General features: G+C 66.4%; 27 protein-coding genes. 22 read left to right on the plus strand and 5 right to left on the minus strand.

Annotation, left to right across the window (positions count from 1 at the left end; all coding sequences use genetic code 11):
• Nucleotides 1–39: 39 nt before the first annotated feature.
• On the minus strand, nt 40–453 hold the full coding sequence (locus ACH49N_RS01620; protein ID WP_358270448.1) for an SRPBCC family protein: 414 nt from the start codon (nt 451–453) through the stop codon (nt 40–42).
• A gap of 136 nt (nt 454–589) precedes the next feature.
• Here ACH49N_RS01620 and ACH49N_RS01625 point away from each other — a divergent pair, with 136 nt between their 5' ends.
• The 7 genes from ACH49N_RS01625 (at nt 590) to ACH49N_RS01655 (ending at nt 7,030) form a co-directional block, all read left to right on the plus strand.
• On the plus strand, nt 590–1,291 hold the full coding sequence (locus ACH49N_RS01625) for a HemK2/MTQ2 family protein methyltransferase (RefSeq protein ID WP_358270447.1): 702 nt from the start codon (nt 590–592) through the stop codon (nt 1,289–1,291).
• Between the two features lie 92 nt (nt 1,292–1,383).
• Nucleotides 1,384–2,730 carry a pitrilysin family protein gene (locus ACH49N_RS01630; protein WP_317746546.1) on the plus strand — a complete coding sequence of 449 codons (1,347 nt, stop codon included), beginning with the start codon at nt 1,384–1,386 and terminating at the stop codon, nt 2,728–2,730.
• 32 nt (nt 2,731–2,762) lie between these two features.
• Nucleotides 2,763–3,869, plus strand: a complete 1,107-nt coding sequence (locus ACH49N_RS01635) for an alcohol dehydrogenase catalytic domain-containing protein (RefSeq protein ID WP_358270446.1) — start codon at nt 2,763–2,765, stop codon at nt 3,867–3,869.
• 135 nt (nt 3,870–4,004) lie between these two features.
• Nucleotides 4,005–4,763, plus strand: coding sequence for a 4-hydroxy-tetrahydrodipicolinate reductase (gene dapB / locus ACH49N_RS01640; RefSeq protein WP_159926275.1), 759 nt, complete (start codon nt 4,005–4,007; stop codon nt 4,761–4,763).
• Complete coding sequence (locus ACH49N_RS01645) at nt 4,760–5,242, plus strand: hypothetical protein (protein WP_159926277.1); 483 nt, start codon at nt 4,760–4,762, stop codon at nt 5,240–5,242. The genes dapB and ACH49N_RS01645 overlap by 4 nt, the downstream gene beginning before the upstream one ends.
• 28 nt (nt 5,243–5,270) lie before the next feature.
• On the plus strand, nt 5,271–5,729 hold the full coding sequence (locus ACH49N_RS01650) for a flavodoxin family protein (protein ID WP_109330801.1): 459 nt from the start codon (nt 5,271–5,273) through the stop codon (nt 5,727–5,729).
• A 68-nt stretch (nt 5,730–5,797) separates the two neighbouring features.
• Complete coding sequence (locus ACH49N_RS01655; protein ID WP_358270443.1) at nt 5,798–7,030, plus strand: DNA glycosylase AlkZ-like family protein; 1,233 nt, start codon at nt 5,798–5,800, stop codon at nt 7,028–7,030.
• Between the two features lie 3 nt (nt 7,031–7,033).
• Here the strand turns inward: ACH49N_RS01655 and ACH49N_RS01660 are convergent, their stop codons facing one another.
• Nucleotides 7,034–7,468 carry an SRPBCC family protein gene (locus ACH49N_RS01660; protein ID WP_159926281.1) on the minus strand — a complete coding sequence of 145 codons (435 nt, stop codon included), beginning with the start codon at nt 7,466–7,468 and terminating at the stop codon, nt 7,034–7,036.
• A 103-nt stretch (nt 7,469–7,571) separates the two neighbouring features.
• Nucleotides 7,572–8,051, minus strand: a complete 480-nt coding sequence (locus tag ACH49N_RS01665) for a toxin-antitoxin system HicB family antitoxin (RefSeq protein WP_358270441.1) — start codon at nt 8,049–8,051, stop codon at nt 7,572–7,574.
• Nucleotides 8,052–8,217: 166 nt separating this feature from the next.
• Between ACH49N_RS01665 and thyX the strand changes: the two genes are divergently transcribed.
• The 6 genes from thyX to ACH49N_RS01695 all read left to right on the plus strand — a co-directional run bounded on the left by thyX (nt 8,218) and on the right by ACH49N_RS01695 (nt 16,477).
• Nucleotides 8,218–8,970, plus strand: a complete 753-nt coding sequence (gene thyX / locus ACH49N_RS01670) for an FAD-dependent thymidylate synthase (protein ID WP_358270439.1) — start codon at nt 8,218–8,220, stop codon at nt 8,968–8,970.
• A gap of 43 nt (nt 8,971–9,013) precedes the next feature.
• Complete coding sequence (gene dapA / locus ACH49N_RS01675) at nt 9,014–9,922, plus strand: 4-hydroxy-tetrahydrodipicolinate synthase (protein WP_358270437.1); 909 nt, start codon at nt 9,014–9,016, stop codon at nt 9,920–9,922.
• Nucleotides 9,919–11,907 carry an RNase J family beta-CASP ribonuclease gene (locus ACH49N_RS01680; RefSeq protein ID WP_159926287.1) on the plus strand — a complete coding sequence of 663 codons (1,989 nt, stop codon included), beginning with the start codon at nt 9,919–9,921 and terminating at the stop codon, nt 11,905–11,907. Before dapA ends, ACH49N_RS01680 begins: the two co-directional genes overlap by 4 nt.
• A 25-nt stretch (nt 11,908–11,932) precedes the next feature.
• Nucleotides 11,933–12,556 (plus strand): TIGR03085 family metal-binding protein, encoded by a 624-nt coding sequence (locus ACH49N_RS01685; protein ID WP_358270435.1) that lies wholly within the window; start codon nt 11,933–11,935, stop codon nt 12,554–12,556.
• A 78-nt stretch (nt 12,557–12,634) separates the two neighbouring features.
• A complete protein-coding gene (locus ACH49N_RS01690; RefSeq protein ID WP_358270433.1) occupies nt 12,635–15,271 on the plus strand; it encodes a DNA translocase FtsK in 2,637 nt (878 codons plus the stop codon).
• A 222-nt stretch (nt 15,272–15,493) separates the two neighbouring features.
• Nucleotides 15,494–16,477 carry a TerC family protein gene (locus ACH49N_RS01695; protein WP_358270431.1) on the plus strand — a complete coding sequence of 328 codons (984 nt, stop codon included), beginning with the start codon at nt 15,494–15,496 and terminating at the stop codon, nt 16,475–16,477.
• Nucleotides 16,478–16,519: 42 nt separating this feature from the next.
• On the opposite strand, the gene ACH49N_RS01700 is transcribed toward ACH49N_RS01695, so the two are convergent.
• Both ACH49N_RS01700 and ACH49N_RS01705 read right to left on the minus strand, forming a co-directional pair.
• On the minus strand, nt 16,520–16,804 hold the full coding sequence (locus ACH49N_RS01700) for a YciI family protein (RefSeq protein WP_358270429.1): 285 nt from the start codon (nt 16,802–16,804) through the stop codon (nt 16,520–16,522).
• Nucleotides 16,805–16,876: 72 nt separating this feature from the next.
• On the minus strand, nt 16,877–17,401 hold the full coding sequence (locus ACH49N_RS01705) for an amino-acid N-acetyltransferase (RefSeq protein WP_159926295.1): 525 nt from the start codon (nt 17,399–17,401) through the stop codon (nt 16,877–16,879).
• 117 nt (nt 17,402–17,518) lie between these two features.
• Here ACH49N_RS01705 and pgsA point away from each other — a divergent pair, with 117 nt between their 5' ends.
• The 9 genes from pgsA (at nt 17,519) to ACH49N_RS01750 (ending at nt 24,418) form a co-directional block, all read left to right on the plus strand.
• A complete protein-coding gene (gene pgsA / locus ACH49N_RS01710) occupies nt 17,519–18,181 on the plus strand; it encodes a CDP-diacylglycerol--glycerol-3-phosphate 3-phosphatidyltransferase (RefSeq protein WP_159926297.1) in 663 nt (220 codons plus the stop codon).
• Nucleotides 18,178–18,678: a nicotinamide-nucleotide amidohydrolase family protein gene (locus ACH49N_RS01715; protein WP_358270427.1), complete on the plus strand. Its 501-nt coding sequence runs from the start codon at nt 18,178–18,180 to the stop codon at nt 18,676–18,678. Before pgsA ends, ACH49N_RS01715 begins: the two co-directional genes overlap by 4 nt.
• Nucleotides 18,679–18,748: 70 nt before the next feature.
• Nucleotides 18,749–19,111 (plus strand): helix-turn-helix domain-containing protein, encoded by a 363-nt coding sequence (locus tag ACH49N_RS01720; protein ID WP_159926301.1) that lies wholly within the window; start codon nt 18,749–18,751, stop codon nt 19,109–19,111.
• Between the two features lie 155 nt (nt 19,112–19,266).
• The gene (gene pspA / locus ACH49N_RS01725) at nt 19,267–20,088 is read left to right on the plus strand and encodes a phage shock protein PspA (protein ID WP_159926303.1); all 822 of its coding nucleotides are present in this window, start codon (nt 19,267–19,269) and stop codon (nt 20,086–20,088) included.
• Nucleotides 20,089–20,104: 16 nt separating this feature from the next.
• The gene (locus ACH49N_RS01730) at nt 20,105–20,935 is read left to right on the plus strand and encodes a hypothetical protein (RefSeq protein ID WP_358270424.1); all 831 of its coding nucleotides are present in this window, start codon (nt 20,105–20,107) and stop codon (nt 20,933–20,935) included.
• A 203-nt stretch (nt 20,936–21,138) separates the two neighbouring features.
• Nucleotides 21,139–21,315 (plus strand): hypothetical protein, encoded by a 177-nt coding sequence (locus ACH49N_RS01735; RefSeq protein WP_201453468.1) that lies wholly within the window; start codon nt 21,139–21,141, stop codon nt 21,313–21,315.
• A 16-nt stretch (nt 21,316–21,331) separates the two neighbouring features.
• A complete protein-coding gene (locus ACH49N_RS01740) occupies nt 21,332–22,048 on the plus strand; it encodes a PIG-L deacetylase family protein (protein ID WP_250764047.1) in 717 nt (238 codons plus the stop codon).
• 217 nt (nt 22,049–22,265) lie between these two features.
• Nucleotides 22,266–22,889 carry a helix-turn-helix domain-containing protein gene (locus ACH49N_RS01745; RefSeq protein WP_358270421.1) on the plus strand — a complete coding sequence of 208 codons (624 nt, stop codon included), beginning with the start codon at nt 22,266–22,268 and terminating at the stop codon, nt 22,887–22,889.
• Nucleotides 22,886–24,418: a glycerol-3-phosphate dehydrogenase/oxidase gene (locus ACH49N_RS01750; RefSeq protein ID WP_397504359.1), complete on the plus strand. Its 1,533-nt coding sequence runs from the start codon at nt 22,886–22,888 to the stop codon at nt 24,416–24,418. Before ACH49N_RS01745 ends, ACH49N_RS01750 begins: the two co-directional genes overlap by 4 nt.
• The last annotated feature ends 10 nt before the right edge of the window (nt 24,419–24,428 follow it).

Here is a 24,428-nt window from a genome sequence, read left to right on the forward strand (position 1 = left end):
GTTACTCGTGCGGGGCCGCTCGCGTATTCGGGACCACTGTCAGGTGGTGGGTGCCGCGCCGGCGACGCGGGCGAGCCGCCGAACGAGAAGGGCGATGATCGGCCCGTAGGTGGCGGCCAGCACCGGCTCCACCGGCCCGGGCGCCGACAGCGTCATCGTGATGCGCGAGCCGGAACCGAGGGGTTCGACGGAGTGCTCGAGGTCCATGGGACCCACCCGCCAGGTCCAGGGCCGACCGGCCGTCTTGGCCGAGATGACCACCGGAACCGGAATGAACCACAGCACCCGTGCTGCCCCGCAGCGCCCGCACTGCACCTCCGGAGATCCCAGAGCCCAGGCACCGCGAATGTGCGGAGCCCATTCTGGCCACCGTGACGGCCGTGACAGCAGGGACCAAATCGCGTCGGCCGGCGCGGGAGAATCGGCGGAAAAGGAACGGGGCACCCCCGTCATATACCCGATTCGCGACGCCTTCAGCCGGCTCGGACGGGATCCGACGTGAACACCGGATGAAATGCGGCCAGTCGAGTTGCATGTAACTGTGGGTCCCTCCCACGCTGGTCATCAACGGCGTGGGAGGGAGCCGGTCATGTTGTTTCGCCTGCCCGGGGTCTATCGGCCTCAGCGGGACACCTGGTTGCTCGCCGAGGTACTTGCCGGACGAGAGCTCGGGCCGGGCACGCGTGTGCTCGATTTATGCTGTTGCACCGGCGCATTGAGTGTGGCCGCCTGTGAAGGGGGCGCGGGATGGGTCACCGCCGTCGACGTGTCTCGCCGCGCCGTGATCAGCACTTGGCTCAATTCCAAGCTGAACCGCCGGACCGTGCGGGTGGTGCGGGGCGATCTCGTCGACCCGGTGCGGACGCTGCGCTTCGATGTGGTGGTGGCGAATCCGCCGTACTCGCCGGCGTCGGACGACTCTGTTCTCGGTCGCGGTCGCGGGCGCGTTCTCGGGCTGGCCTGGGATGCGGGAATCGACGGGCGCGCCGTCCTCGACCGCCTCTGCATCGCGGTCCCGGATCTCCTCGCTCCGGGCGGCACTTTTCTCCTCGTCCAGTCTGTCCTGAACGGTGTGGAGAAGTCGCGAACCATGCTCGAGGAGCGGGGTCTGCGGGTCGAGGTCGTGGCCTCGGAACACGTTCCGTTCGGCCCAGCACTCGCCGGCCGCGCGCGGATGCTGGAGGAGCGGGAGATGATTCTCCCTGGGCAGCGAACCGAGCGGATCGTCGTACTGGCCGCCACGGATGTGGGCTCGAGAGCCGGTTCACGCCCAGCTAGCTTCGACGAGTGATCCCGCCGGAGGCGGAAACGGGTCGGTCGGTGTCTCCGTGTAAAGTTTGCCGTTCGACGTCGCCCAGTTTTCGAGGACCGCTGAACCACTACATGGCCAAGATCGATCGCCGCCGCGTCGCGGCCCCCACTGCAGCGTCGACCCTGCGTGAACCGGATCCCGGTGTCGAGCGCACCGTGCTTCCCGGCGGTCTCCGGGTTGTCACCGAATACGTTCCCGGCGTGCGTTCCGCATCCGTCGGTGTCTGGGTCGGTGTGGGATCCCGTGATGAGCAGCCCACGGTCGCGGGCGCCGCGCACTTCCTCGAGCATTTGCTCTTCAAGGCCACTCCGTCACGCAGTGCCCTCGACATCGCCCAGGTGATGGACGGTGTAGGAGGCGAACTCAATGCCTTCACCTCGAAGGAACACACCTGTTTCTACGCGCACGTGCTGGATGAAGATCTGCCCCTGGCAGTCGACCTGGTAAGCGATGTGGTGCTTCGAGGCCGCTGCCGTTCCTCGGATGTCGACGTGGAGCGCCAGGTAGTCCTCGAGGAAATCGCGATGCGTGACGACGACCCCGAAGACTTGCTCGGCGATGCCTTCCTGACGGCCCTGTACGGCGACCACCCCGTCGGCCGTCCCGTGATCGGCAGTGTCGAGTCGATCGAATCGATGACTCGCACCCAGCTGCACTCGTTCCACGTTCGCCGGTACACACCGCCGCGGATGGTGGTGGCGGTGGCCGGGAACGTCGACCACGAGCACACGGTGGAGATGGTGCGCCGGGCGTTCGCCGGTCATCTCGAGGAGGCGGCCGAGCCCGCGCCTCGCCGCGCCGGTGCGTTGCGGCTGCGGACAGCGCCCACGCTGAGCCTCACCAACCGCGACAGCGAACAGGTCCATCTCTCCCTCGGCGTTCGGGCCTTCGGCAGGCACGAGTCGCATCGGTGGGCGCTGTCGGTGCTCAATGCCGCCGTCGGGGGCGGGCTCAGTTCCCGCCTCTTCCAAGAGGTGCGCGAAATCCGCGGGCTCGCGTATTCCGTGTACTCCGGCGTCGATACGTTCGCCGACACCGGTGCGTTCTCGGTCTATGCGGGCTGCCAGCCCGAGAACCTCGGCGAGGTCGCCACGGTCATCCGAGAGGTGCTGTCCACCGTCGCCGCCGACGGCATCACAGACGCTGAATGTGCCCGCGCGAAGGGGTCTCTGCGCGGGGGTCTGGTTCTCGGCCTGGAGGATTCGGGATCGCGGATGCACCGCATCGGCAAGAGCGAACTGAACTACGGCAACCATCGCAGCATCGCCGAAACCTTGGCGAAGATCGATGCCGTCACCACCGACGAGGTTCGCGACGTGGCGAGGGTGCTGTTGCAGCGCCCCTTCGGCGCCGCCGTCGTAGGGCCGTATCGACGCAAACGTGATTTGCCCGCGTCGGTGCGTGGCATCGTCCGGTAACGAGCTACCCCCGACAACAGGAGGCGTGCGAGATGAAGATTCGCGGAGCAGTGCTCGAAGAGATCGGCCGAACACGACCCTTCGCGGAGTCCGCGCCCATCTCTATCGCCGAACTGGAACTGGACGAGCCGGGTCCGGGTGAAATTCTGGTCCGAATCGAGGCTGCGGGACTGTGCCATTCGGACCTGTCCGTCGTCGACGGCAATCGGGTCCGGCCGGTTCCGATGCTGCTCGGTCATGAGGCGGCCGGGCGTGTCGAGCAACTCGGCGCGGGCGTGGACGACCTCAGCGTCGGACAACGGGTCGTCATGACATTCCTGCCGCGCTGTGGCCAGTGCGAGGGCTGCGCCACCGACGGCCAGATGCCGTGCGTGCCGGGTACGAAAGCCAACAACGACGGAACCCTGCTCGACGGCGGCTCGCGTCTGCATCGGGGCGACGAGTCGGTGCACCACCACCTCGGAGTGTCCGGTTTCGCCACGCATGCCGTGGTCAACCGCCATTCTGTCGTTCCTGTCGGTGACGACGTGCCCGCCGATGTGGCCGCGGTACTCGGATGCGCTGTTCTCACCGGAGGCGGAGCCGTTCTCAACGCCGGCAATCCGCGCCCCGGTCAGGCCGTCATGGTGGTCGGCCTCGGTGGGGTCGGAATGGCCGCGATTCTCACCGCCGTCTCGCGGGGTGCCGGCGAGGTCATCGGGGTCGACTCGGTGCCGGAAAAGCTCCAGGCCGCACTCGAACTGGGTGCGACGGCGGTATACACGCCTGCCGAACTGGTGGAGGCCGGCATACGGGCGCCCATCGTGATCGAGGCCGCCGGCAGTGCGCGAGCCTTCGAATCGGCCGTGTCCGCCACCGCCCCCGGCGGAAAAACCATCACCGTCGGGTTGCCGTCCCCACAGGCGCGCTCGTCGATCTCGCCGTTGACCCTGGTGGCCGAGGCCCGCACAATCATCGGCAGCTACCTCGGATCGGCTGTTCCCGCTCGGGACATCCCCGTCTACGAGGATCTGTGGCGTTCGGGAAAGCTGCCCGTGGAGAAGCTGATTTCGTCCCGCATCTCACTCGACCAGATCAACCACGGCATGGACGAACTCGCCGAGGGCCGCGCGATCCGCCAGATCATCGTCTTCGATTGATCGCACCCGGCTACGGGTGTGGAAGATACGGGTGAGGAGAGGAAGATCTCCCGGTCGGCCCCTGCACTTCGGCCGTCACCCGGTGGTTGCGTAGGCTTTCGGGCGAATCGATGTGACTGGACGGAGCGTGGAGAAGTGAGCGCAGCAGCACCCATCAGGGTCGGAGTTCTCGGAGCCAAGGGCAAGGTCGGCCGAGCGATCTGCGAGGCGGTGGAGCAGGCGTCGGACCTCGAGCTCGTGGCGGAGGTCGATCACGGCGACCGGTTGGAGTCGTTCACCGAGTCCGGTACTCAGGTTGTCGTCGACTTCACGCACCCCGATGTGGTGATGGACAATTTGAACTTCCTCGTTGCCAATGGCATTCACGCAGTGGTGGGAACCACGGGCTTCGATGACACCCGCCTCGACACGGTGCGGTCGTGGCTGGCCGATCAGCCCTCGGTGGGGGTCCTCATCGCTCCCAACTTTGCGATCGGAGCCGTTCTGTCGATGCGGTTCGCCGAGGCCGCCGCGCGCTTCTTCGACTCCGTCGAGGTCATCGAACTGCATCACCCCAACAAGGCGGACGCACCGTCCGGCACCGCCTACCGGACCGCGGCGCTCATCTCCGAGGCGCGTCGCAAGGCGGGCCTGGGCCTCAGTCCGGACGCCACCACCACCGAACTCGACGGTGCCCGCGGCGCCGACGTGGACGGTGTCCGGGTGCACTCCGTCCGGCTCGCCGGGCTCGTCGCGCATCAGGAGGTCATCCTGGGAACACAGGGGGAGACGCTGACCATCCGGCACGACTCGATCGACCGCAATTCCTTCGCTCCCGGCGTACTCCTCGGGGTGCGGCAGATCGCGTCCCGCCCCGGCCTCACCGTGGGTATCGACCCGCTCCTCGACCTGTGAAGAGTAACGAGTCGACCAAGACGGTCGTGACGATCGCGTTGCTTGTCGCCGCGCTCGTGTTCTACTTCGTGCTGCTCGGTCAGCGCGGGATCGCCCTGATCCAGGACGGCGGGGTCGCCGCGGTCGGGCTCGGCGTCGGAGTTCTCATCCTTCCGTTCCTCGGTGCGTGGATCGTCTACGCGACACTCCGGGCCGGCCTGCAACATCAGAAACTCGCCCGTCGCATCGGCGACGAGGGTCTCGAACTGGACGTCACGAATCTGCCGAAGCGTCCGTCCGGACGAATAGACCGCGACGCTGCCGACGCCCTCTTCCAGCAGGTCAAGGCGGAATGGGAGGCGGACCCCGACAACTGGCGGAGCTCGTACCGGCTCGCCCGCGCCTACGACTACGCCGGCGACCGCGGCCGCGCCCGGGAGACGATGAAGCGGGCCGTGGAACTCGAACGTCTCGAACGCGAGAGCGGGGCGGGGCAGTAGTGCCGGAACCGGTCGTACGCTGACGACTGTGCCATCACTCCTCGTCGTCCACCACACCCCGTCGCCGGTCACCCGCGAGTGCCTCGAAGCGGTGCTGAAGGGTGCTCGGGACCCCGACATCGAGGGCGTCGAGGTGCGGTCGATACCCGCGCTCGGTGCCACCGTGCCCGACGTCCTCGCCGCCGACGGCTTCCTGTTCGGGACGTCCGCCAACTTCGGTTACATGTCGGGAGCGCTCAAGCACTTTTTCGATACCGTGTACTACCCTTGTCTCGACGCGGTCGCGGGCCGCCCCTACGGTCTGTGGGTACACGGCAACAACGACACCGCCGGCGCGGTCACGTCGGTACAGAAGATCGTGACCGGCCTCGCACTCACGCAGGCCGCCGAAGCGCTCGAACTCACCGGCGCGGTCGACGCGGCAGCACGTGAGCGCTGTTACGAACTCGGTGCGACGGTGGCAGTGGTTCTCGCCGAGGGCATCTGACGCCCGCTGGGGCGTTTCGATCCGCGATCCTGCCTCATACTGTCGGTACCTGGTGACAGGATGCGGTCATGCGTGAGATGACCGCCGCCGCGGCCAGAAAGTCGGCACTGTGGGCGCAGGGATTTGCCGATGCCAGGCCGACGGGTATCCCCACCCGACGGCACATCCGCTCGGTTCTCGACCGGATCGGGCTGTTCCAGATCGATTCGGTGTCGGTGGCGGCTCGGGCCCACTACGTTCCGCTGTTCAGCAGAATCGGCGTCTACGACCGGGGACTGCTCGACTCGGCGGCGTGGTCGCACCGCGCCCGCACGCCGCGCATGCTCGCGGAGTACTGGGCGCACGAGGCGGCGTTCATCCCGGTCGAGGACTGGCCGTTGTTCCGGTGGCGTATGCACCGCTACCGGCACGGCAGGTGGGCAGGCGAGGCCCGGGTGCTCGACCGCAATCCCACCCTCGCCGCCGATGTGCTCGACGTGATCCGGGCGGTGGGTCCCAGCAGCGCCCGCGACGTGGAGAAGCACCTCGAGGTCGACCGGCCCGATCGCAAAGGGCCGTGGTGGGATCGCAGCGACACCAAGGTCGTATGCGAGCAGTTGTTCGCCGCCGGGGCCCTCGCGGTCGACAAACGAGTCGCGTTCACCCGTCACTACGATCTCACCGACCGAGTGGTGCCCGAAAGAATTCTCGCGCAGGAGTATTCGGAGGAGGAGTCGATCCGGCGACTCGTCGGCCGGTCCGCATGGGCACTGGGAGTAGCGACGGAGTCGGACCTGCGCGACTACTACCGGCTGTCGCCGGCGCAGATCAAGCCCGCAGTCGAGGACCTCGTCGAGGACGGTGTGCTCCACGCCGTCAGCGTGCGAGGCTGGGACGTTCCGGCGTACATGCATCGCGACGTCCGGACGCCGCGGCGGGTAGAGGGCGCCGCGTTGTTGTGTCCGTTCGATCCGCTTGTATTTTTCCGACCGCGGACGGAGCGGATGTTCGACTTCCGGTATCGCCTCGAGATCTACACTCCCGCGCACAAGCGGGTGCACGGATACTACGTCTTTCCGTTCCTACTCGACGGCGAGTTGGTAGCCCGAGTCGATGTGAAAGCCGACCGAGCGAGGGGAGCCCTCGAGGTGCGGTCGGCCTTCGTCGAAGCGGGAGCGCGTCCCGAGCGGGTGGTGGAGCCGCTGCTGTCCGAGCTGTACCGGATGGCGGAGTGGCTCGAGCTGGGCGAAGTCACGGTAGACAAGCGCGGAGATCTCGCCCCACTTCTCGCGGCCGCGGCGAAGCGACCGCGAGAAGTGTGAGCACTACAGGCTTTCGACGAACTTGGTGAGACCCTTGCTGGCCGTCTCCAGTGCAGTCTTCTGCGCCTTCTTCACGAGGAAACCGGGCAACGGGATCTTCGGATCGACCGTCAGCTCGAAAGTCACCTTGGTGCCGGAGCCTGATTCGGTCAGAACATACGAGCCGTCCTGCGCATTTTGCTGACCGCTCTCGACGAGGTGCCACGACACGGTGTCGTCACCCTCGAAGGTGTAGTCGACCACCTGCTCGTCGCTGATGCCGAGAATGGAGACGTTCATCCGAACACGGTGGGGCCGGCCGTCGTCGTGGGTGCTTTCGATGGTCACCGACTTGTGAGCAGACGACCACTCGGGCAGCCGATCCACCGCGGCGATCGCGGCCATCACCGTGGCCGGATCGGCCTTGATCTCGAACTCTTTGACGCCGGAAACGGCCATATTTTTCGCTCCTTCGAGCCCGTGGCGACTCTCACCGTGTGGCTGTTGCGACGTAATTAGAACACCGTCGGTGCCGGGGGAGTGGAGGGAGTACGGCTGCGCTTCAGAAATTGTTGCCGAGGTTCCGGCGCATATGGTCTTTGAGGGCGCCCTGCACTGCCTGGGACACCCACGAGTTCAGCGACACTCCGTTCTGTGACGCGGCCTCCTCTGCCTTCGACTTGATCTGATCCATCAGCCGCAGAGTGACGCGGCTGATGTCACCTGTGGCGTCATCGAAGGCGGCGCTGATGTCTTCGGCGGTGGTGGTGTTCTTGTCCTCGGCTCCTGCGGCGCTTGCGGTGGTGCGGGCGATGTCGACCCCGACCTCGGTACCTTCCAGTCGCACCTTCACGGCGCGGCTCTCGAGGGCAGAAGACACCTCACCAGCAAATTCGGTGAGTGCGGACAGTAGGAGGAGCCGGGTCGCCGGTTCGACGGCTGCCGCGAGCGCCGCCGCGGTGTCCCGGGTCCGGTCGTCGCCGAGGGCTGCGGCTGCCGTGAGGTCGTCGCGCAGCCGGGCGACGTAACTGTCGAGGTTCATGACGCCAGCATGACGTCATCGGTGACGTCGGTCAAGGGTGTCGGTCGAGGCGTGGCAGCGACCGCCGCATGGGCGCCCCCACCCGCACGGAGCCCGAATTACGGCGCAACTAGGGTTTACGCATCAGGAATGGATCCGTTCTCGGGTCCGGTAGGAGGATCAGGCAGTGCCGCAGACGGTGTCGCTCAGGGTGCAGCTCGTCGCGAAGACGGAGTTCTTTCCACCGGAGGACATCCCGTGGGAGACGGACGCCGACGGCGGGGAGGCGCTGGCCGAGTTCGCGGGGCGCGCCTGCTATCAGAGCTGGTCGAAGCCGAATCCCCGCACGGCGACAAACGCCGGGTATCTTCGCCACCTCCTGGAAGTCGGGCACGAATCCGTCCTGGAACACGGCAGCGTCACCTTTTACATCACCGGAATCTCCCGCTCATGCACCCACGAGCTGATTCGGCACCGGCATTTCTCCTACTCGCAGTTGTCGCAGCGGTTCGTGCGGGAGAACGACTCCAACGTGGTCGTGCCGCCCGCGATCGCCGGTGATCCCGAGCTCGAGGCGCTCTTCGCCACAGCGACGGACGCGAGCCGGGCGGCATACGGCGAGCTGCTCGAAGCACTCGAGGCCAAGCTTGCGGAGACCTCGAGCCTTCCCGTGCGGAACAAGGAGGCCCGCCAGGCCGCCCGGGCTGTACTGCCCAACGCGACCGAGACCCGGGTGGTGGTCACCGGCAACTACCGCGCGTGGCGTCACTTCGTGTCCATGCGGGCCACCGAGCACGCCGACGTCGAGATTCGGCGACTTGCTGTCGATTGCCTCAGGCAGTTGCAGGAGGCGGCACCTAATGTGTTCGGCGACTTCGAGATCGTCGACTGGGGAGACGGATCGGAAGTGGCGCGGAGCACGTTTTCCGCCGACCTGTGAGTGGTGTGCGAAAGTACCTGGGCCACCGGGTAGCCTTCTGACCATGACCTACGGTGATTCCGCTTCTAACGTCGAGCGTCCGTTCGGCACCGTTTCCACTGCGATGGTGACGCCGTTCACCTCCGACGGAAAGCTGGACGTCGACGCGGGTGTCCGCCTCGCGGCGTACCTCGTCGACAATGGATGCGACGCTCTCGTGCTCGCCGGTACCACCGGTGAGTCGCCGACGACCACGGAGAACGAGAAGCTCGAGCTGCTCCGCGCCGTCATCGACGCCGTCGGCGACCGGGCGAAGATCATCGCAGGCGCAGGAAGTAACGACACCGCCCACAGTGTCGAACTCGCGCGCGACGCCGCCCGCGCCGGGGCGCAGGGACTCCTCGTCGTCACCCCGTACTACTCGCGTCCGCCGCAGGCGGGTCTGTACGCCCACTTCACTGCCGTCGCAGATGCCACCGACCTTCCGGTGATGCTCTACGACATTCCGCCGCGCTCCGTCGTCCCCATCGAGACCGAGACGATCCGCCGCCTCGCCGAGCATCCGCGCATCGTCGCGGTCAAGGACGCGAAGGGCGACTTGAACGCCGGCGCCGAATTGATCGGAACCACCGACCTCCTCTTCTACTCGGGCGATGATCCGCTGAACCTGCCGTGGTTGGCGGTCGGCGCCACCGGTTTCGTCAGCGTGATCGGGCACCTCGTGCCGTCCCGGCTGCGTGAACTCCACACGGCATTCGCGGCTGGCGATATCGCCCGGGCGCGTGCCATCAACCTCAGCCTGATCCCGGTCATCCGATCCGTTGCGCGGTTGGGCGGCGTCAGTGCGTCGAAGGCAGGATTGCGATTGATAGGTCTCGACGTGGGCGAACCCAGGCTCCCTCAAGTGGCACCCACCCACGATCAGCTCGATCTCCTGGCCGCCGACCTTCACGCTGCGGGGGTACTCGCATGACCCGTCCCCCTCGTCGTCGCAGCGCAAGCCGCCAGGCCGGACCGCCGTCTCCCAGCCCGGCCGAGCAGCCCACAGCACCTCCCGTGTCAGAGCCGTCGGCGCCGGCGACGGAGCAACCGAAATCGGAACCCCCGCTCGCTGAGACCCCCACTGCGCCGAAGCAGGCGAAATCCGCGCCGGTGAAGGCTGCATCCACTAAGACGGGCGCCACCGGCAAGTCGCCCTCGCGCTCTCGTCGCGGTGGCAACGGCAACAAGCGTCCGGACAACCGGGCGGCAACTCCCGATCCGACCGCGCGGCTCGGTGCACCGCCCAAGGCGCCCTTCAAGGGACTGCGCGTGGTCGCCCTCGGGGGCATCGGTGAAATCGGCCGGAACATGACCGTCTTCGAGCATCAGGGCAAACTGCTCATCGTCGACTGCGGCGTCCTGTTTCCCGAGGACCAGCAGCCTGGTGTCGATCTGATCCTGCCGGACTTCCGGCACATCGAGGATCGCATGGCCGATGTCGAGGCCGTCGTCCTCACCCACGGTCACGAGGATCACATCGGCGCGATCCCATTCCTGCTCCGCCTCCGGCCGGATCTGCCGGTCATCGGCTCCCGATTTACGCTCGCGCTCGTCGCAGCCAAGTGCCGGGAACATCGTCAGCGACCCAACCTCGTCGAGGTGACGGAAGGCCAGCGCACGGCACACGGCCCGTTCGAGTGTGAGTACTTCGCGGTCAACCACTCCATCCCGGACGCGATCGCGGTCGCCATCAGGACGGACGCCGGAGTCGTGCTGCACACCGGTGACATCAAACTCGACCAGCTTCCGCTCGACGGCAGGCTCACCGACCTTGCCGGCTTCTCGCGTCTCGGCGACGAAGGCGTGGACCTGTTCCTGGTCGACTCGACCAACGCCGAGGTGCCGGGATTCGTCACACCGGAACGTGAGATCGGCGGCGTGCTCGACAACGTCATCGGTAAGGCGAAGCAACGTGTGATCGTGGCGTCGTTCGCCAGCCACGTCCACCGCATCCAGCAGGTCGTCGACGTGGCGCACCGCTACAACCGCAGGGTTGCGTTCGTGGGCCGGTCCATGGTCCGCAACATGCAGATCGCACAGGATCTCGGCTACCTGAGCGTGCCCGACGGTCTGGTGGTCGACATCGACACCGCGGCGAACCTGCCCGACGATCGCCTCGTTCTCATCTCCACCGGCTCTCAGGGTGAACCGCTGTCGGCGTTGTCGCGGATGGCGCGGGGTGAACACCGGCAGATCAATGTCCGGGCCAACGACCTGGTGGTCCTCGCCTCGTCATTGATTCCGGGTAACGAGAACTCCGTCTTCGCGGTGGTGAACGGCCTCGCCAAGCGCGGCGCCACCGTGGTCACGCAGCAGAGCGCCAAGGTGCACGTCTCCGGTCACGCGTCGGCGGGTGAGCTGCTCTACCTGTACAACGCGGTCCGGCCCACCAATGCCATGCCGGTGCACGGCGAATGGCGGCACCTGCGCGCAAACGCCGCGCTGGCCAAGGCCACCGGCGTTCCGGAAGAACGCATCGTGCTCGCCGAGGACGGCGTGGTGGTCGACATGGTGGACGGTCTCGCCGAAATCGTCGGGCAGGTACCGGTAGGACACGTCTACGTCGACGGACTGTCCGTCGGTGATGTCGGCGACTCCACGCTGTCGGATCGATTGGTTCTCGGGGAGGGCGGGTTCATTGCGATCAACGTGGTGATCGACGACCACACCGGCCGCGCCGTCAGCACCCCGGAGGTGTCCGGGCGCGGATTCTCCGACGACCCGACCGCCCTCAAGGATGCCGCTCAGCTGGTCGAGGCGGAACTCGCGCGCCTGGCCACGGAGGGCATCAACGACGCGCATCGGATCGCTCAGGCGATCCGGCGGGTGGTGGGTAAGTGGGTTGCGGACAAGTACCGTCGCCGGCCGATGATCGTGCCCACCGTGATCGCGGTGCCGTCGTTCGACGGCAAATAGTTCCGCGGCAGGTAGATTCGTTCGGGTGACCTTCGCCCGAGATGAACGCCTTGCCCTGGTCGACTCGATGGCCGAGTTCGGCCCGGATGCGCCCACGCTCTGTGGGGACTGGACCAACCGGGATCTCGCGGCCCACCTCGTCGTCCGTGAACGGCGGCTCGACGCGGCCCCGGGAATCCTCGTCAGCCGTCTCGCCGGTTACACCGAGCGGGTCCAGAACGAGACGGCGACGCGCCCGTGGAGCCGGCTGCTCGACGAGGTCCGGACCGGTCCTCCGCGGTGGTCGCCGATGTACTGGGTCGACGCTCAGGTGAATCTGGGCGAGATGTTCGTCCATCACGAGGACGTGCGCCGTGCCCACGAAGGGTGGGAGCCGCGGATTCTCCCCACAGCGCGCCAGGACGCCCTGTGGGGTCTTGCACGCAAGGTGGGACGGCTCGGCTATCGCCGCGCGCCTGTCACGGTGGTGCTCGAACGTCCGTCGGGTGAGCAGGCGACGGTGCGCAACGCCGGGCCCCGACAGGTCGTTCTCCGAGGTGAACCTGCCGAATTGGCCCTGCACGCGTTCGGGAGAGACGCCGTGCGGATCGAGGCCGCGGGGGACGCCGAGGATGTCGCCGCGATCATGTCACTGGACCGTAGCTTCTGAGGCGCTCGGCACAGGTCGACGGCTGTTACGGGTGTTGCGGATGGTCCGGAAGGTGCCGCAGCGACTAATCTGAGAACCATGGCAGGTAAGGCGAGCGCCCGCGGTTCGAGCACGACGACGTCCACGGCAAGGACGGGCGTGCGGGGTGCCTCGTCTGCGTCCAAGCCGAAGTCGCGGACGACCCGCACTGTCAGCACTCCGCGTAAGGCCACCTCGCCGCGTGCCGGTGCCACCCGCGGCGGCGGCGGGAGAAAGCCGGCGGCGAAGAAGGCGTCCGGCGCGAGCCCGTTGAAGTCGGTGGGCCGCGGCATCGGCGCCGGATGGTCGCTGGTGGCCAAGGGTGTCGGAGCAACCACCCGCACCGTCGGCAAGGCTGCCGAGATCGAACAAGGACATCGGCGCGACGGAATTGCGCTCGGTCTGATCGCGATGAGTGTCGTCATCGCCGGAGGCATCTGGTTCTCCGCGGGCGGTCCTGTGGGGGAGTGGATCGAAACCGGTGTCCGGGCGGTATTCGGCGGCGCCTCCGCGGTGTTGCCCGTGATCGGCGTCGGCATTGCCGTCGTACTGATGCGAACGGAGCCGAAGCCGGAGATCCGGCCGCGACTGGTGCTCGGGTCGCTGTTGGTGGGATTGCCCGCACTGGGTCTCTGGCACATCGCGAGTGGCGCCCCCACCGACGCCGACGGCCGGGCGCAGGGTGCGGGCTTCGTCGGCTATGCGGCGGGCGGTCCGTTGACGGACGGACTGACCGTGTGGTTGTCCGCTCCTTTACTGCTCATGGCAGCGCTCTTCGGCGTCCTGTTGGTCACCGGGACCACGGTGCGCGAAGTTCCCGGCAAACTGCAGGCGTACTTCGGCACTTCCTTCGGCCGCGACCACTACGCCGACTACGACAGCGAGTACTACGAGGACGGCGAATACGACCCCACGCTGTTCGACGCCGACGGCTACCCGGTGGACGACTACGCGTCCGGACCGAAGGGCGCACCGGCCGACAACTATCCCACCGACGAATACACCGTGAGCGACACGGCGAAGACGGAAGTGCTGGGACTCTGGGACGCCGAGACCGCGGCGGAGCCGGTGCCGCCGCCACCCGTTCCGACGCCGAAACCCGCTCGCCCCAAGACCAAGCCGGTGGTGGCGCCGAAGCCGGAACCCGAACCGGAGCCGCCGCTGCCCGAGGTCGACAAGTTCGTGACCGATCGGGTTGTGGAGGGTGACTACACGCTGCCTCCGACATCGCTGCTGATCGACGGTGATCCACCGAAGAAGCGCAGTTCGGCCAACGACGCGATGATCGAGGCGATCACCGAGGTCCTCGACCAGTTCAAGATCGATGCCGCGGTCACCGGGTTCACCCGGGGCCCCACCGTCACCCGGTACGAGGTGGAACTCGGTCCCGGCGTCAAGGTCGAGAAGATCACCGCTTTGGCCCGCAATATCGCCTATGCCGTCGCCACCGACAATGTGCGCCTGCTGGCACCGATCCCCGGAAAGTCCGCCGTCGGTATCGAGGTGCCCAACTCAGACCGTGAGATGGTGCGCCTGGCCGACGTCCTCACCGCGCCCTCGACGCGGAAGGACCACCATCCGCTGGTGATCGGTCTCGGTAAGGACATCGAGGGCCACTTCGTCAGCGCGAACCTGGCAAAGATGCCGCACCTGCTCGTGGCAGGCTCGACCGGCTCCGGTAAGTCCAGCTTCGTCAACTCGATGCTGGTGTCGCTGCTCTCGCGTGCGACGCCCGATGAAGTGCGGATGATCCTCATCGACCCCAAGATGGTCGAACTGACGCCTTACGAGGGCATTCCGCACCTCATCACGCCCATCATCACCCAGCCCAAGAAGGCCGCTGCCGCGCTGGCCTGGCTGGTGGAAGAGATGGAACAGCGTTACCAGGACATGCAGGCCAATCGGGTGCGCCACATCGACGACTTCAACTCCAAGGTGAAGTCCGGGGAAATCACTGCCCCACTCGGAAGTGAACGGGTCTACCGTCCGTATCCGTACATTCTCGCCATCGTCGACGAGCTGGCGGACCTCATGATGACCGCACCGCGCGATGTCGAGGAAGCGATCGTGCGCATCACGCAGAAGGCGCGTGCAGCCGGCATCCACCTCGTGCTGGCCACGCAGCGGCCGTCGGTGGACGTCGTAACCGGGTTGATCAAGACCAATGTGCCCTCGCGGCTCGCCTTCGCGACGTCCTCGCTCACCGACTCCCGAGTCATCCTGGATCAACCCGGTGCCGAGAAGCTGATCGGTATGGGCGACGGGTTGTTCCTCCCGATGGGTGCGGGCAAGCCGACCCGTCTTCAGGGCGCCTTCATCACCGACGAAGAGATCTCGGCGGTGGTCGATTTCAGTAAGAACCAGGCGGAGCCGGAGTACACCGAGGGTGTCACCGCGGCGAAGGTCGGGGAGAAGAAGGATGTCGACCCCGATATCGGCGACGATATGGACGTGCTGCTGCAGGCGGTCGAACTCGTCGTGTCCAGCCAGTTCGGTTCCACGTCGATGCTGCAGCGCAAACTGCGTGTCGGGTTCGCGAAGGCCGGCCGGTTGATGGACCTGATGGAAACTCGGGGCGTGGTCGGACCCAGCGAAGGCTCCAAGGCGCGTGAGGTTCTGATCAAGCCCGATGAATTGGACGGCCTGTTGTGGTCGATCCGCGGTGGAGATCCGAACGAGGCCCCGTCCGACGAGTAGAGCGGACTCAGTGTCCGAAAACTCAGTGTCCGAAATGTGCGATTCCGGCGCGATGTGGTTGAATGGTCAGCGACTTGGAGGGGAGTATCCCCACCTCTGTGGCAGCATCGTCAGCACGATCGGCACCATTGCCGATCCGGGGCTGCCAGTCGGTCGGACCTCGGTCCGACTCGGCGGGAGAGACCTCCGGTACCCAACGAGGTCTACCGGAGGTCTGTCTACATGCATGTCTCGCCGCTGGTCTGGGTCATCACCTGTGTGGTGATTCTCGGACTGTTCGTCTTCGACTTCTTCGCCCACGTGCGCACCCCGCACGCCCCGAGCTTCCGGGAGTCGGCCTTCTGGTCGACGGTGTACATCGCCATCGCGATCCTGTTCGGATTGATCGTGATGTGGCTCTGGGGCAGCCAGTACGGAGGAGAATACTTCGCGGGTTACGTCACCGAGAAAGCGCTGTCGGTCGACAACCTCTTCGTCTTCGTGATCATCATGGCGACGTTCTCCGTGCCGCGGGAGTTCCAGCAGAAGGTACTGCTGATCGGCATCGTCATGGCATTGGTGATGCGCGGCATCTTCATTGCGGTCGGCGCGGCTGCCATCAACACCTACAGCTGGGTGTTCTACCTGTTCGGCGCCTTCCTCATCTACACCGCATACACGCTGGTCCGTGACCACGGGCACGAGAAAGAGGTCGAGGAGGAACGCGACAGCAAGATCGTCGCGCTGGTGAAGAAGGTTCTTCCCACCACGGATTCCTACGACGGCGACAAGCTCGTCACCAGGATTAACGGCAAGCGCGTGGTCACATCGCTGCTTCTGGCACTCGTCGCCATCGGATTCACCGACGTGCTGTTCGCCCTCGACTCGATCCCGGCGATTTACGGCCTCACTCAGGAGCCGTACTTGGTCTTCACCGCCAACGCGTTCGCGCTCATGGGACTGCGCCAGCTGTACTTCCTGATCGGTGGGCTGCTCGACCGGCTCGTGTACCTGTCTTACGGGCTGTCGATCATTCTGGCGTTCATCGGTGTCAAGCTGGTGTTGCACGCCCTCCACGAGAACACGCTGGGCTTCGTCAACGGCGGGGAACACGTCGCGGTCCCCGAGATCACGACGGGAACGTCTCTCGCCGTCATCGTCGGGGTACTGGCCGTCACGACCGTGGCCAGCCTCCTCAAGACGCGGAACATGAGCTCCGTCACGTAGCGTTCACTCGCGGAACGCCGGTGGGGGCCGGTACCCGGCGGGTCAGAGACTGAACTCGCCGAGTACCGGGATCCACTCCACGATCCGGGACGCCGTCACCAGGTCGTGGACGGCAAACGGGTCGTGGGTGAACAGCAACTCCACGGTCTCCGCGTCGGCGGCGTCGACGATGATGAAGGCACCACTGCCGTCGGCGAACGGACCCGAAGACAGTACGGTCTTGCGCTCGACGAGGTCACCGAGCCAGGCCCGGTGGGCGGCACGGTGTTCGTCGCGGCCGGCCGCGGTCTCGTCCGAATAGGTGTACTCCACTACGAACAGTGACATGTTTTTCGCTCTCTGTAGATATGGAAAATTCACTCCCGGCTGGGCCGATTTCGTCCCGGATGCCGGGATTCGTCAGAGTGTGAGGAGCATCCGGGTGTTCCCGAGGGTGTTCGGCTTGACATAGCTGAGGTCGAGAAACTCGGCGACACCGGTGTCGTACGAACGGCACATTTCGGCGTACACCTCCGCGGTGACGGGTGTGCCGTCGATTTCCACGAACCCGTGTTTGGCGAAGAAATCGACCTCGAAGGTGAGCACGAAGAGTCGTTCGAGTTCGAGTTCGCGTGCGACCTCGATCAGTTTTGCGACCACCTGGTGGCCCGCGCCCCGGCCCTTCGCCTGCGGATCGACTGCGATGGTGCGCACCTCGCCCAGGTCGGCCCACAGGACGTGCATTGCGCCGCAACCGATTACAGCGCCGTCACGCTCGGCGACCCAGAACTCCTGGATGGATTCGTACAGAGTGACGAGATTCTTTTCGAGCAGAATCTTGCCGGCGTAGATGTCGATCAGACGCTTGATCTCGGGCACGTCGGAGGTTCGTGCTCGCCGCACGATCAGCTGATTGTCGGCGGTGTTCGGCGTCCGAGATGTCATGGCGTGAACATTAGCCAACAGCCCTACCGATATTCTTAGGCACGTGCCGGTACCGCCTCTGACTTCTCCCCGATCCCCAGGACGTCCAGGGGCGCAGTTCGACGCCGTGGTGTGCCGATGAGTACGCAGCGTGAGGATCGGCCTGCGGCAGACGACCCGACGGCTCCGAACCCCGCTGTCGAGCCGGCGAGTGAGACGCAGGTGCCACTACTCAACATCGCCAACATTCTGACGATCCTGCGGATCTTGCTGGTGCCGGTCTTCCTGGTCGTACTGCTGATCGGCGACGGTCACGAGCTGGTGTGGCGGCTGGTGGCGACAGGCGTGTTCGCGGTGGCGGCCATCACGGACCGGATCGACGGTCAGCTGGCCCGCAAATACGGACTGGTCACCGATTTCGGCAAGCTCGCCGATCCGATCGCAGACAAGGCGCTGATCGGAGCCGCACTGGTCGGTCTCTCTGTGCTGGGCGATCTGCCCTGGTGGGTGACGGTCGTCATCGCGGTACGTGAACTGGGCATCACCCTGCTGAGGTTCGCCGTGTTGCGCCACGCCGTCATTCCGGCAGGCAGGGGAGGAAAGCTCAAGACACTCGTGCAGACGATCGCGATCGGTTTCTACCTCTTGCCTCTTCCCGACGCCTTCGATGTCGCCGGCTGGGTACTCATGGGCGCTGCCGTGGCACTGACGGTGATCACCGGGCTCGACTATGTCGTCCAGGCCGTTCGTCTACGTGCCGGGGTCCACCGAGTCGAGATGAGGGCGGGCACCGGCGCATGACCGACCCGTTGACCCCGGGCACCCGCGTGGGCGAACTGGTGGATCTGCTGACCCGGCGCGGTGAAACGGTCGCGACTGCGGAATCGCTGACAGCGGGACTTCTCGCGGCGACCATCGCGGGCGTTCCGGGCGCCAGTAAGATCCTCCGCGGCGGCCTCGTCGTCTATGCGACAGATCTCAAGGAGACCCTTGCAGGCGTGGATCCCGTGTCGCTGGCCGCGGACGGACCCGTCTCCGCGTCCACCGCCCGCGGACTTGCCGAGGCTGCACGCGTGCGCTGCACCGCCGACTGGGGGATCGGCCTGACCGGTGTCGCGGGCCCGGACACGCAGGACGGGCACCCCGTGGGCACGGTATTCCTGGGGATCTCCGGTGCCGGTGGGCACTCGGTGCTCGAACTGCGATTGGCGGGCGACAGATGGGGAATCCGTAAATCTGCGGTTTCTGCGGCCGTGTCGGAACTCCTCGATCGCGTGCAGGAAACATCCGCAGGCTAAGGTCGGGAACCAATCGGTCCTGTTCGCGCGTTGAGTAGGCGAGACAGGTGACGGATGAAGGAGGAGCGAGATGGCGCTGCTATTGCGTGAGGCAATCGGTGACAGTCTTCGGCGCACGCGCGTTTCGCAGAGCCGGACCCTGCGTGAGGTGTCGAACAGTGCGCGAGTGAGCCTCGGGTACCTGTCCGAGGTCGAGCGGGGGCGTAAAGAGGCCTCGAGCGAGCTTCTGGCGGCGATCTGCGATGCATTGGAGGTTCCACTCTCCGATGTCCTCGTCGACGTCAGCGAGTCGCTGTCCGACCGATCGTCGGCCGAGCGTACGGCTGACGGAGCTTCGGCCGAGGTGTCCGCACGGGCCGGTTCGACGACCATCGCCCGCGACACGAGGGTCGTGATTCCCGCGCCGACGGCGCAGGCACTCGCTGCTGCGTAGCACCGCGCCCGCCGAACCGATAGATTTCACGTAACGCCGATCTCGTCTTCGGTGGTCAGACAGGCAGTCGGGGCGCAGCCCTTGTTCCGGTGCGTGACGGTCGCGCATCGGGTCGCGCATCGCGCGGCGCAACAGATGGAGGCAGGATCAAACCCATGGCTAATCCTTTCGTCAAGGGATGGAAGTACCTGATGGCGCTCTTCAATTCCAAGATCGATGAGAAGGCTGACCCCAAGGTTCAGATTCAGCAGGCGATCGAGGATGCGCAGCGTCAGCACCAGGCCCTTTCACAGCAGGCCGCGTCTGTCATCGGCAACCAGCGCCAGCTCGAGATGAAGCTGAGCCGTCAACTCGACGAGGTCGAGAAGCTGAACGCCAATGCCCGGCAGGCCGTCAACCTGGCTGATCAGGCGCAAGCTGCCGGTGACACCGAGAAGGCGATCCAGTACACCAACGCCGCCGAGGCCTTCGCTGCTCAGCTGGTCACAGCAGAGCAGGGCGTCGAAGACCTCAAAGCTTTGCACGATCAGTCGCTCCAGGCCGCCGCGCAGGCAAAGAAGGCCGTGGAGCAGAACGCGATGGCACTGCAGTCCAAGGTTGCGGAACGCACCAAGCTGCTCAGTCAGCTCGAGCAGGCGAAGATGCAGGAGCGGGTCAGCGAGTCGCTGCGTTCGATGGACAGCACGCTGTCCGCGCCCGGCAATACACCCAGCCTCGACGCCGTGCGCGACAAGATCGAACGCCGCTACGCCGACGCACTGGGCTCCGCCGAACTCGCCCAGAACTCGGTCTCCGGTCGCATGATGGAAGTGCAGCAGGCCAGCATCCAGATGGCAGGCCACAGCCGCCTCGAGCAGATCCGGGCGTCGATGAAGGGTGATGCGCTCCCTTCCGGTGGGACCGCCGCCGCCCCGGCTACCCCAGCCGCCAACCAGCAGCCTCCCGCCGCGGGCCAGACCGGCACTGCGGGTCAGTAGCCGAACACTGATCCCCATGAGTCCCACCCGAGGTGGCCGACCCGGACGTGTCGTCCGGTCGGCCACTGTCGTATCCGGCCTCGTTGGAGTGCAGGGCGCCTTGCGGGACGCCGGTGAGTCGGTCGTCGAGGCTGCTCAGCGCTTGCGTGATCCGCGCGAACGTCTGTTACGGAAGAAGCGACGCGCTCGCCGGTGGGCGCAGCGCTACGGCATCGTGTCCGGATCCTCGGCGACCGGTGCTGCGGGCCTCGCCCTCGCCGCTGCCCCCGAATGGTCGATGGTGATGGCCGGCGGCGGCGCGGTCGTGTTCGCGGTGCCGGCCGTGATGGCGCTGAACCGTTACCGGAAGCTCGACGCCGTCGTGCCGCCGCCGGGCCGCCCTGACCGACGGTCCCTTCCGTCTCCCTCCTCGGCCGCCCGGGAGCCGATGGAGCGGCTCGTGCACAGCGAGCGCGCACTCCACGGAATTCTGGGGGTGCTCGGTCGTTCGGCGTCGATCAGTCCGGATGACATCGAGGACACCCACCGCACAGCGCGGTCCGCGGCGGCCGCTCTGCACGCGGTCGCCGTCGACATCGCGGAGATGGAGAGCGCCGCCGTCGGAAGCCGGGCAGCAGCGCCGTCGCTCCACCGGGCCATCGCGTCCGCCGCCGCCCAACTCGACGACGGCGTCGATCAATTCGAGGAACTGGTAGCGGCTGCCGCCGAAGTCACGGTTCCCGGCGCGTCCGGGGCAGTGGGCGGCCTGGCCACCGAACGTGCGGAGCTGGTGTCGGCTACCGAAAAGCTGGCCGGCCTCGCCGCGGCGCTCGGCGAGATCGACGACATCGTGCGCCGATACCGCTGAGCTCTGTCATGTCTTCCCATGGCGTCGTGACCGGCGCCGCCCGGGCTCGGGGGAGTGGGGGACAACCCTGAACTTTCCCTGATCTTTGCGATGACCTGGTGCTTTACGGGCAGCCACGTGCCAGGCTGGTGTGCGTACCCGACGAGTGGGGTCCATCGGATGTCGCGCAGGAATCGATCGGGGAGATGTGAGTGGAGGAAGTCATGTTCTGGAAAATCGTTCTGGCGATCGTGCTGATCTGGATCGCGCTGGCCGTCGTCGGTGCATTGATCGAGGGCCTGTTCTGGGTACTTGTCGTCAGTGCCGTCGTGTTCGGGGCATACCTCCTGTACAAGGCGATGTCCGGATCCGGCGAGAAGTCTGACATCACACGCCTCTGAGGTGCAGTCTCGAACTATGCAACCGGTACCTGAGGACTGGCATCGCGGGCTCGTCGTCGTCGCCCACCCCGATGACATCGAATACGGGGCGGCAGCGGCGATCGCCCGATGGACCGCACAGGGCAAGGACATCCGATATGTGCTCGCGACCAGTGGCGAAGCCGGAATCGCGGGACTGCACCCTCGTGAATCGGGTCCCATCCGCGAGGAGGAGGAGCGTCGCTCGGCGGCCGTCGTCGGGGTGTCGCAAGTGGAGTTTCTCGGCTACCCCGACGGGCGGCTCGTCGAAAGTCTGGATCTGCGCCGCGACCTCGCTGCGGCCATTCGGCGTCATCGCCCCGACCTGGTGGTGACCGCACACTTCGGCGATACCTGGGGTCCCGGGCAGCCCAACAGTGCCGACCATCGCGCCCTCGGACGCAGTGTCCTCGATGCCGCAGCGGATGCCGCGAACGAGTGGATCTTTCCCGAACTGGGGGAGAGGGGACTGCCGCCGTGGCGCGGAGTGCGCTGGGTCGCGGTCAACACCATGCAACCCACTCATGCGGTCGACGTCACGGACACCGTCGATCGAGCCGTTGTGTCACTCGCCGAGCATGCACGCTATCTCGAAGCGCTGTCCGACATCCCCGTGGGAAAACAGGCGCGCGCCCAGGTCGAGGCGGTCACCGCCCCACAGCCCGGATTCGAAGCCGACCGCGCCGTCGGCTTCGACCTCTACTACTTCGAGTGACTCGGTCTTCCTGAAGCGCTGTGGCGTAGCGCAACGTGGCGGGGCTGGCGGTGGCGATGGAGGCGCAAGACTCGGACCATGACGGAAACGCCGGGATTCCCGAACTAGCGTCCGCGCCTCTACTTGACGGCCGACGCCCACAGTCCCCGGCGCAGTTTCAGTACTGCGGGCGGTGCCGAGGTGTGAACATCGCCCATACGTTACGATGTTACACACGATGTCTATCCGTAATCCTCTGTCGCGTGACGACAGCACGCCGAGCGTCGACGACGCCATTCTCGACGCAGCACGTTCCTGCATCCTCGACTTCGGGTTGCGCAGAACCACCCTGGCCGAGGTCGCGCGCCGGGCGGGGGTCAGCCGACCGACGGTCTACCGCCGTTGGGCGGATACCCGGGCGGTGGTCGCCGACCTCATGACGCGCGAGATCGCCGATCTCACCCCGGCATTCACACTCGACGAGCCGGTATACGACCAACTCGTCGACGCTGTCGTCGACGTCTCCGCGGCGGTGCGACATCATCCCCTCTTCGTCAAGATTCTGCGCTCGGATCAGGAACTCTTCACGACATACGTCCTCGAGCGCCTGGGAACCAGCCAGAAAGCGATCATCGACCGGGTGGCCCTCGCCGTGGTTGCCGGCCAGCGACAGAACTCCGTGCGCGCCGGCGACAGTCGCCACATCGCCACCATGGTGCTGCTCATTGCACAGTCCGCGGTCCAGTCAGCGGCAATGGTCGCCGAGGAACTACCCGACGATGCGCTTACCGAAGAGCTGCACCGGGCGATCGGTGCCTACCTTGCACCACCGAACCACGAGAGCGCTGGAGGACTTCGGTGACCGACGGAATTGCGACTCACCCCTCGGCGCTCCATGCCGACCGCAGGACGCGCGAACTGCACCAGCTGGCAGACGACGGGCGCGTCGACGTACTCGTGATCGGTGGCGGCGTGACCGGCGCCGGTGTGGCCCTCGATGCCGCGACGCGGGGGTTGAATGTCGTGCTCGTCGAGAAACGCGACCTCGCGTTCGGAACCAGCAGGTGGAGTTCCAAGCTCGTGCACGGGGGATTGCGCTACCTGGCTTCGGGCAACGTCGGTATCGCACGGGAAAGTGCGATCGAACGGGGGATTCTGATGACCCGGACGGCCCCGCACCTCGTCCGGGCACTGCCGCAGCTGGTTCCCGTCCTCGACTCCACCACCGTGTTCGGCAAGACCCTGGTTCGCGCGGGTTTCCTCGCGGGCGACATCTTGCGGGCCGGGGCACACACGTCGCCGACCGTCCTGCCGAGGTCGCGGACGGTGCGTCCCGACCGTGTGGCCGAGCTCGCCCCAGCAGTGCGCAGGCGGGGGTTGCGAGGCGGTCTCATCGCGTTCGACGGCCAGCTCGTCGACGACGCCCGACTCGTGATCGGTCTCGCCCGTACGGCGGCGATGCACGGCGCGAAAATTCTCACACGGACGGGCGCGTACAGGGTGACCGGCACGTCGGCCACACTGCGTGACGAGTTGACCGGGTCGGAAATGGTGATCGAGGCGCGCACGGTGATCAACGCGGCGGGGGTCTGGTCGGGGGAGATCGACCCCGACATCAGTCTCAGGCCTAGTCGTGGCACGCATCTCGTGCTGTCCGCAGGCCGCCTCGGCAATCCCACCGCCGCGCTGACCGTGCCCATCCCGGGGGCGTCCAATCGTTTCGTCTTCGCGTTGCCGGCCCAATTGGGCAGGGTGTACCTCGGTTTGACGGACGAGGCGGCACCCGGGCCTGTGCCCGACATCCCGGCCGCATCCGAGGAGGAGATCGACTTCCTGCTGGCCACGGTCAACACTGCTTTGGAGAACCCGCTGGGACGCTCGGATGTTCTGGGTACCTTCGCAGGTCTGCGCCCCCTCCTCCACACCGGCGACGGCTCGACGGCCGACCTGTCTCGCAACCACGCAGTCCTGCATTCCAGGACGGGACTCGTCAGCGTGGTCGGTGGCAAACTGACCACCTACCGCAAGATGGCGGAAGACGCGGTCGACGCCGTCGTCGAGCTCGCAGGACTGCCGGCGGGTCCCTGCCGCACTCGCGCTCTGCCGCTCGTCGGTGCGGCCTCCCCGGACGCCCTGCGAAACGTGGCCGCGCCGCCGTCGCTGATCGCCCGCTACGGGACCGAAGCCGCGCTCGTCGCCGCCGACCCGGCCATGCTGGCGCCGATTGCGGACGGGCTGGACGTCAGCCGTGCCGAACTCGACTTCGGGGTCTCGCACGAGGGCGCGCTCGACGTGGATGATCTCCTCGACCGGCGTACCCGGATCGGGCTCGTCGCCGCCGACCGGGCGCGGGCGCTGGGCGCTGCCGAATCGGCGTTCGAGACTCGGTGACAACGGCCGT

Origin of the sequence: Rhodococcus sp. NPDC019647, assembly GCF_044389235.1 — a bacterium.
GTDB classification, from domain to species: Bacteria; Actinomycetota; Actinomycetes; order Mycobacteriales; family Mycobacteriaceae; genus Rhodococcus_F; species Rhodococcus_F oxybenzonivorans.

Coding starts and splice junctions, on each gene's coding strand:
- ACH49N_RS01620 (WP_358270448.1), bottom strand. CDS start 453: ATGACGGGGGTGCCCCGTTCCTTTTCCGCCGATTCTCCCGCGCCGGCC.
- ACH49N_RS01695 (WP_358270431.1), top strand. CDS start 15,494: ATGCATGTCTCGCCGCTGGTCTGGGTCATCACCTGTGTGGTGATTCTC.
- ACH49N_RS01655 (WP_358270443.1), top strand. CDS start 5,798: ATGCGTGAGATGACCGCCGCCGCGGCCAGAAAGTCGGCACTGTGGGCG.
- pspA (WP_159926303.1), top strand. CDS start 19,267: ATGGCTAATCCTTTCGTCAAGGGATGGAAGTACCTGATGGCGCTCTTC.
- ACH49N_RS01625 (WP_358270447.1), top strand. CDS start 590: ATGTTGTTTCGCCTGCCCGGGGTCTATCGGCCTCAGCGGGACACCTGG.
- ACH49N_RS01700 (WP_358270429.1), bottom strand. CDS start 16,804: ATGTCACTGTTCGTAGTGGAGTACACCTATTCGGACGAGACCGCGGCC.
- ACH49N_RS01680 (WP_159926287.1), top strand. CDS start 9,919: ATGACCCGTCCCCCTCGTCGTCGCAGCGCAAGCCGCCAGGCCGGACCG.
- ACH49N_RS01730 (WP_358270424.1), top strand. CDS start 20,105: ATGAGTCCCACCCGAGGTGGCCGACCCGGACGTGTCGTCCGGTCGGCC.
- pgsA (WP_159926297.1), top strand. CDS start 17,519: ATGAGTACGCAGCGTGAGGATCGGCCTGCGGCAGACGACCCGACGGCT.
- ACH49N_RS01630 (WP_317746546.1), top strand. CDS start 1,384: ATGGCCAAGATCGATCGCCGCCGCGTCGCGGCCCCCACTGCAGCGTCG.
- ACH49N_RS01740 (WP_250764047.1), top strand. CDS start 21,332: ATGCAACCGGTACCTGAGGACTGGCATCGCGGGCTCGTCGTCGTCGCC.
- ACH49N_RS01735 (WP_201453468.1), top strand. CDS start 21,139: ATGTTCTGGAAAATCGTTCTGGCGATCGTGCTGATCTGGATCGCGCTG.
- ACH49N_RS01690 (WP_358270433.1), top strand. CDS start 12,635: ATGGCAGGTAAGGCGAGCGCCCGCGGTTCGAGCACGACGACGTCCACG.
- ACH49N_RS01745 (WP_358270421.1), top strand. CDS start 22,266: ATGTCTATCCGTAATCCTCTGTCGCGTGACGACAGCACGCCGAGCGTC.
- ACH49N_RS01715 (WP_358270427.1), top strand. CDS start 18,178: ATGACCGACCCGTTGACCCCGGGCACCCGCGTGGGCGAACTGGTGGAT.
- ACH49N_RS01720 (WP_159926301.1), top strand. CDS start 18,749: ATGGCGCTGCTATTGCGTGAGGCAATCGGTGACAGTCTTCGGCGCACG.
- ACH49N_RS01665 (WP_358270441.1), bottom strand. CDS start 8,051: ATGAACCTCGACAGTTACGTCGCCCGGCTGCGCGACGACCTCACGGCA.
- ACH49N_RS01660 (WP_159926281.1), bottom strand. CDS start 7,468: ATGGCCGTTTCCGGCGTCAAAGAGTTCGAGATCAAGGCCGATCCGGCC.
- ACH49N_RS01705 (WP_159926295.1), bottom strand. CDS start 17,401: ATGACATCTCGGACGCCGAACACCGCCGACAATCAGCTGATCGTGCGG.
- dapA (WP_358270437.1), top strand. CDS start 9,014: ATGACCTACGGTGATTCCGCTTCTAACGTCGAGCGTCCGTTCGGCACC.
- ACH49N_RS01635 (WP_358270446.1), top strand. CDS start 2,763: ATGAAGATTCGCGGAGCAGTGCTCGAAGAGATCGGCCGAACACGACCC.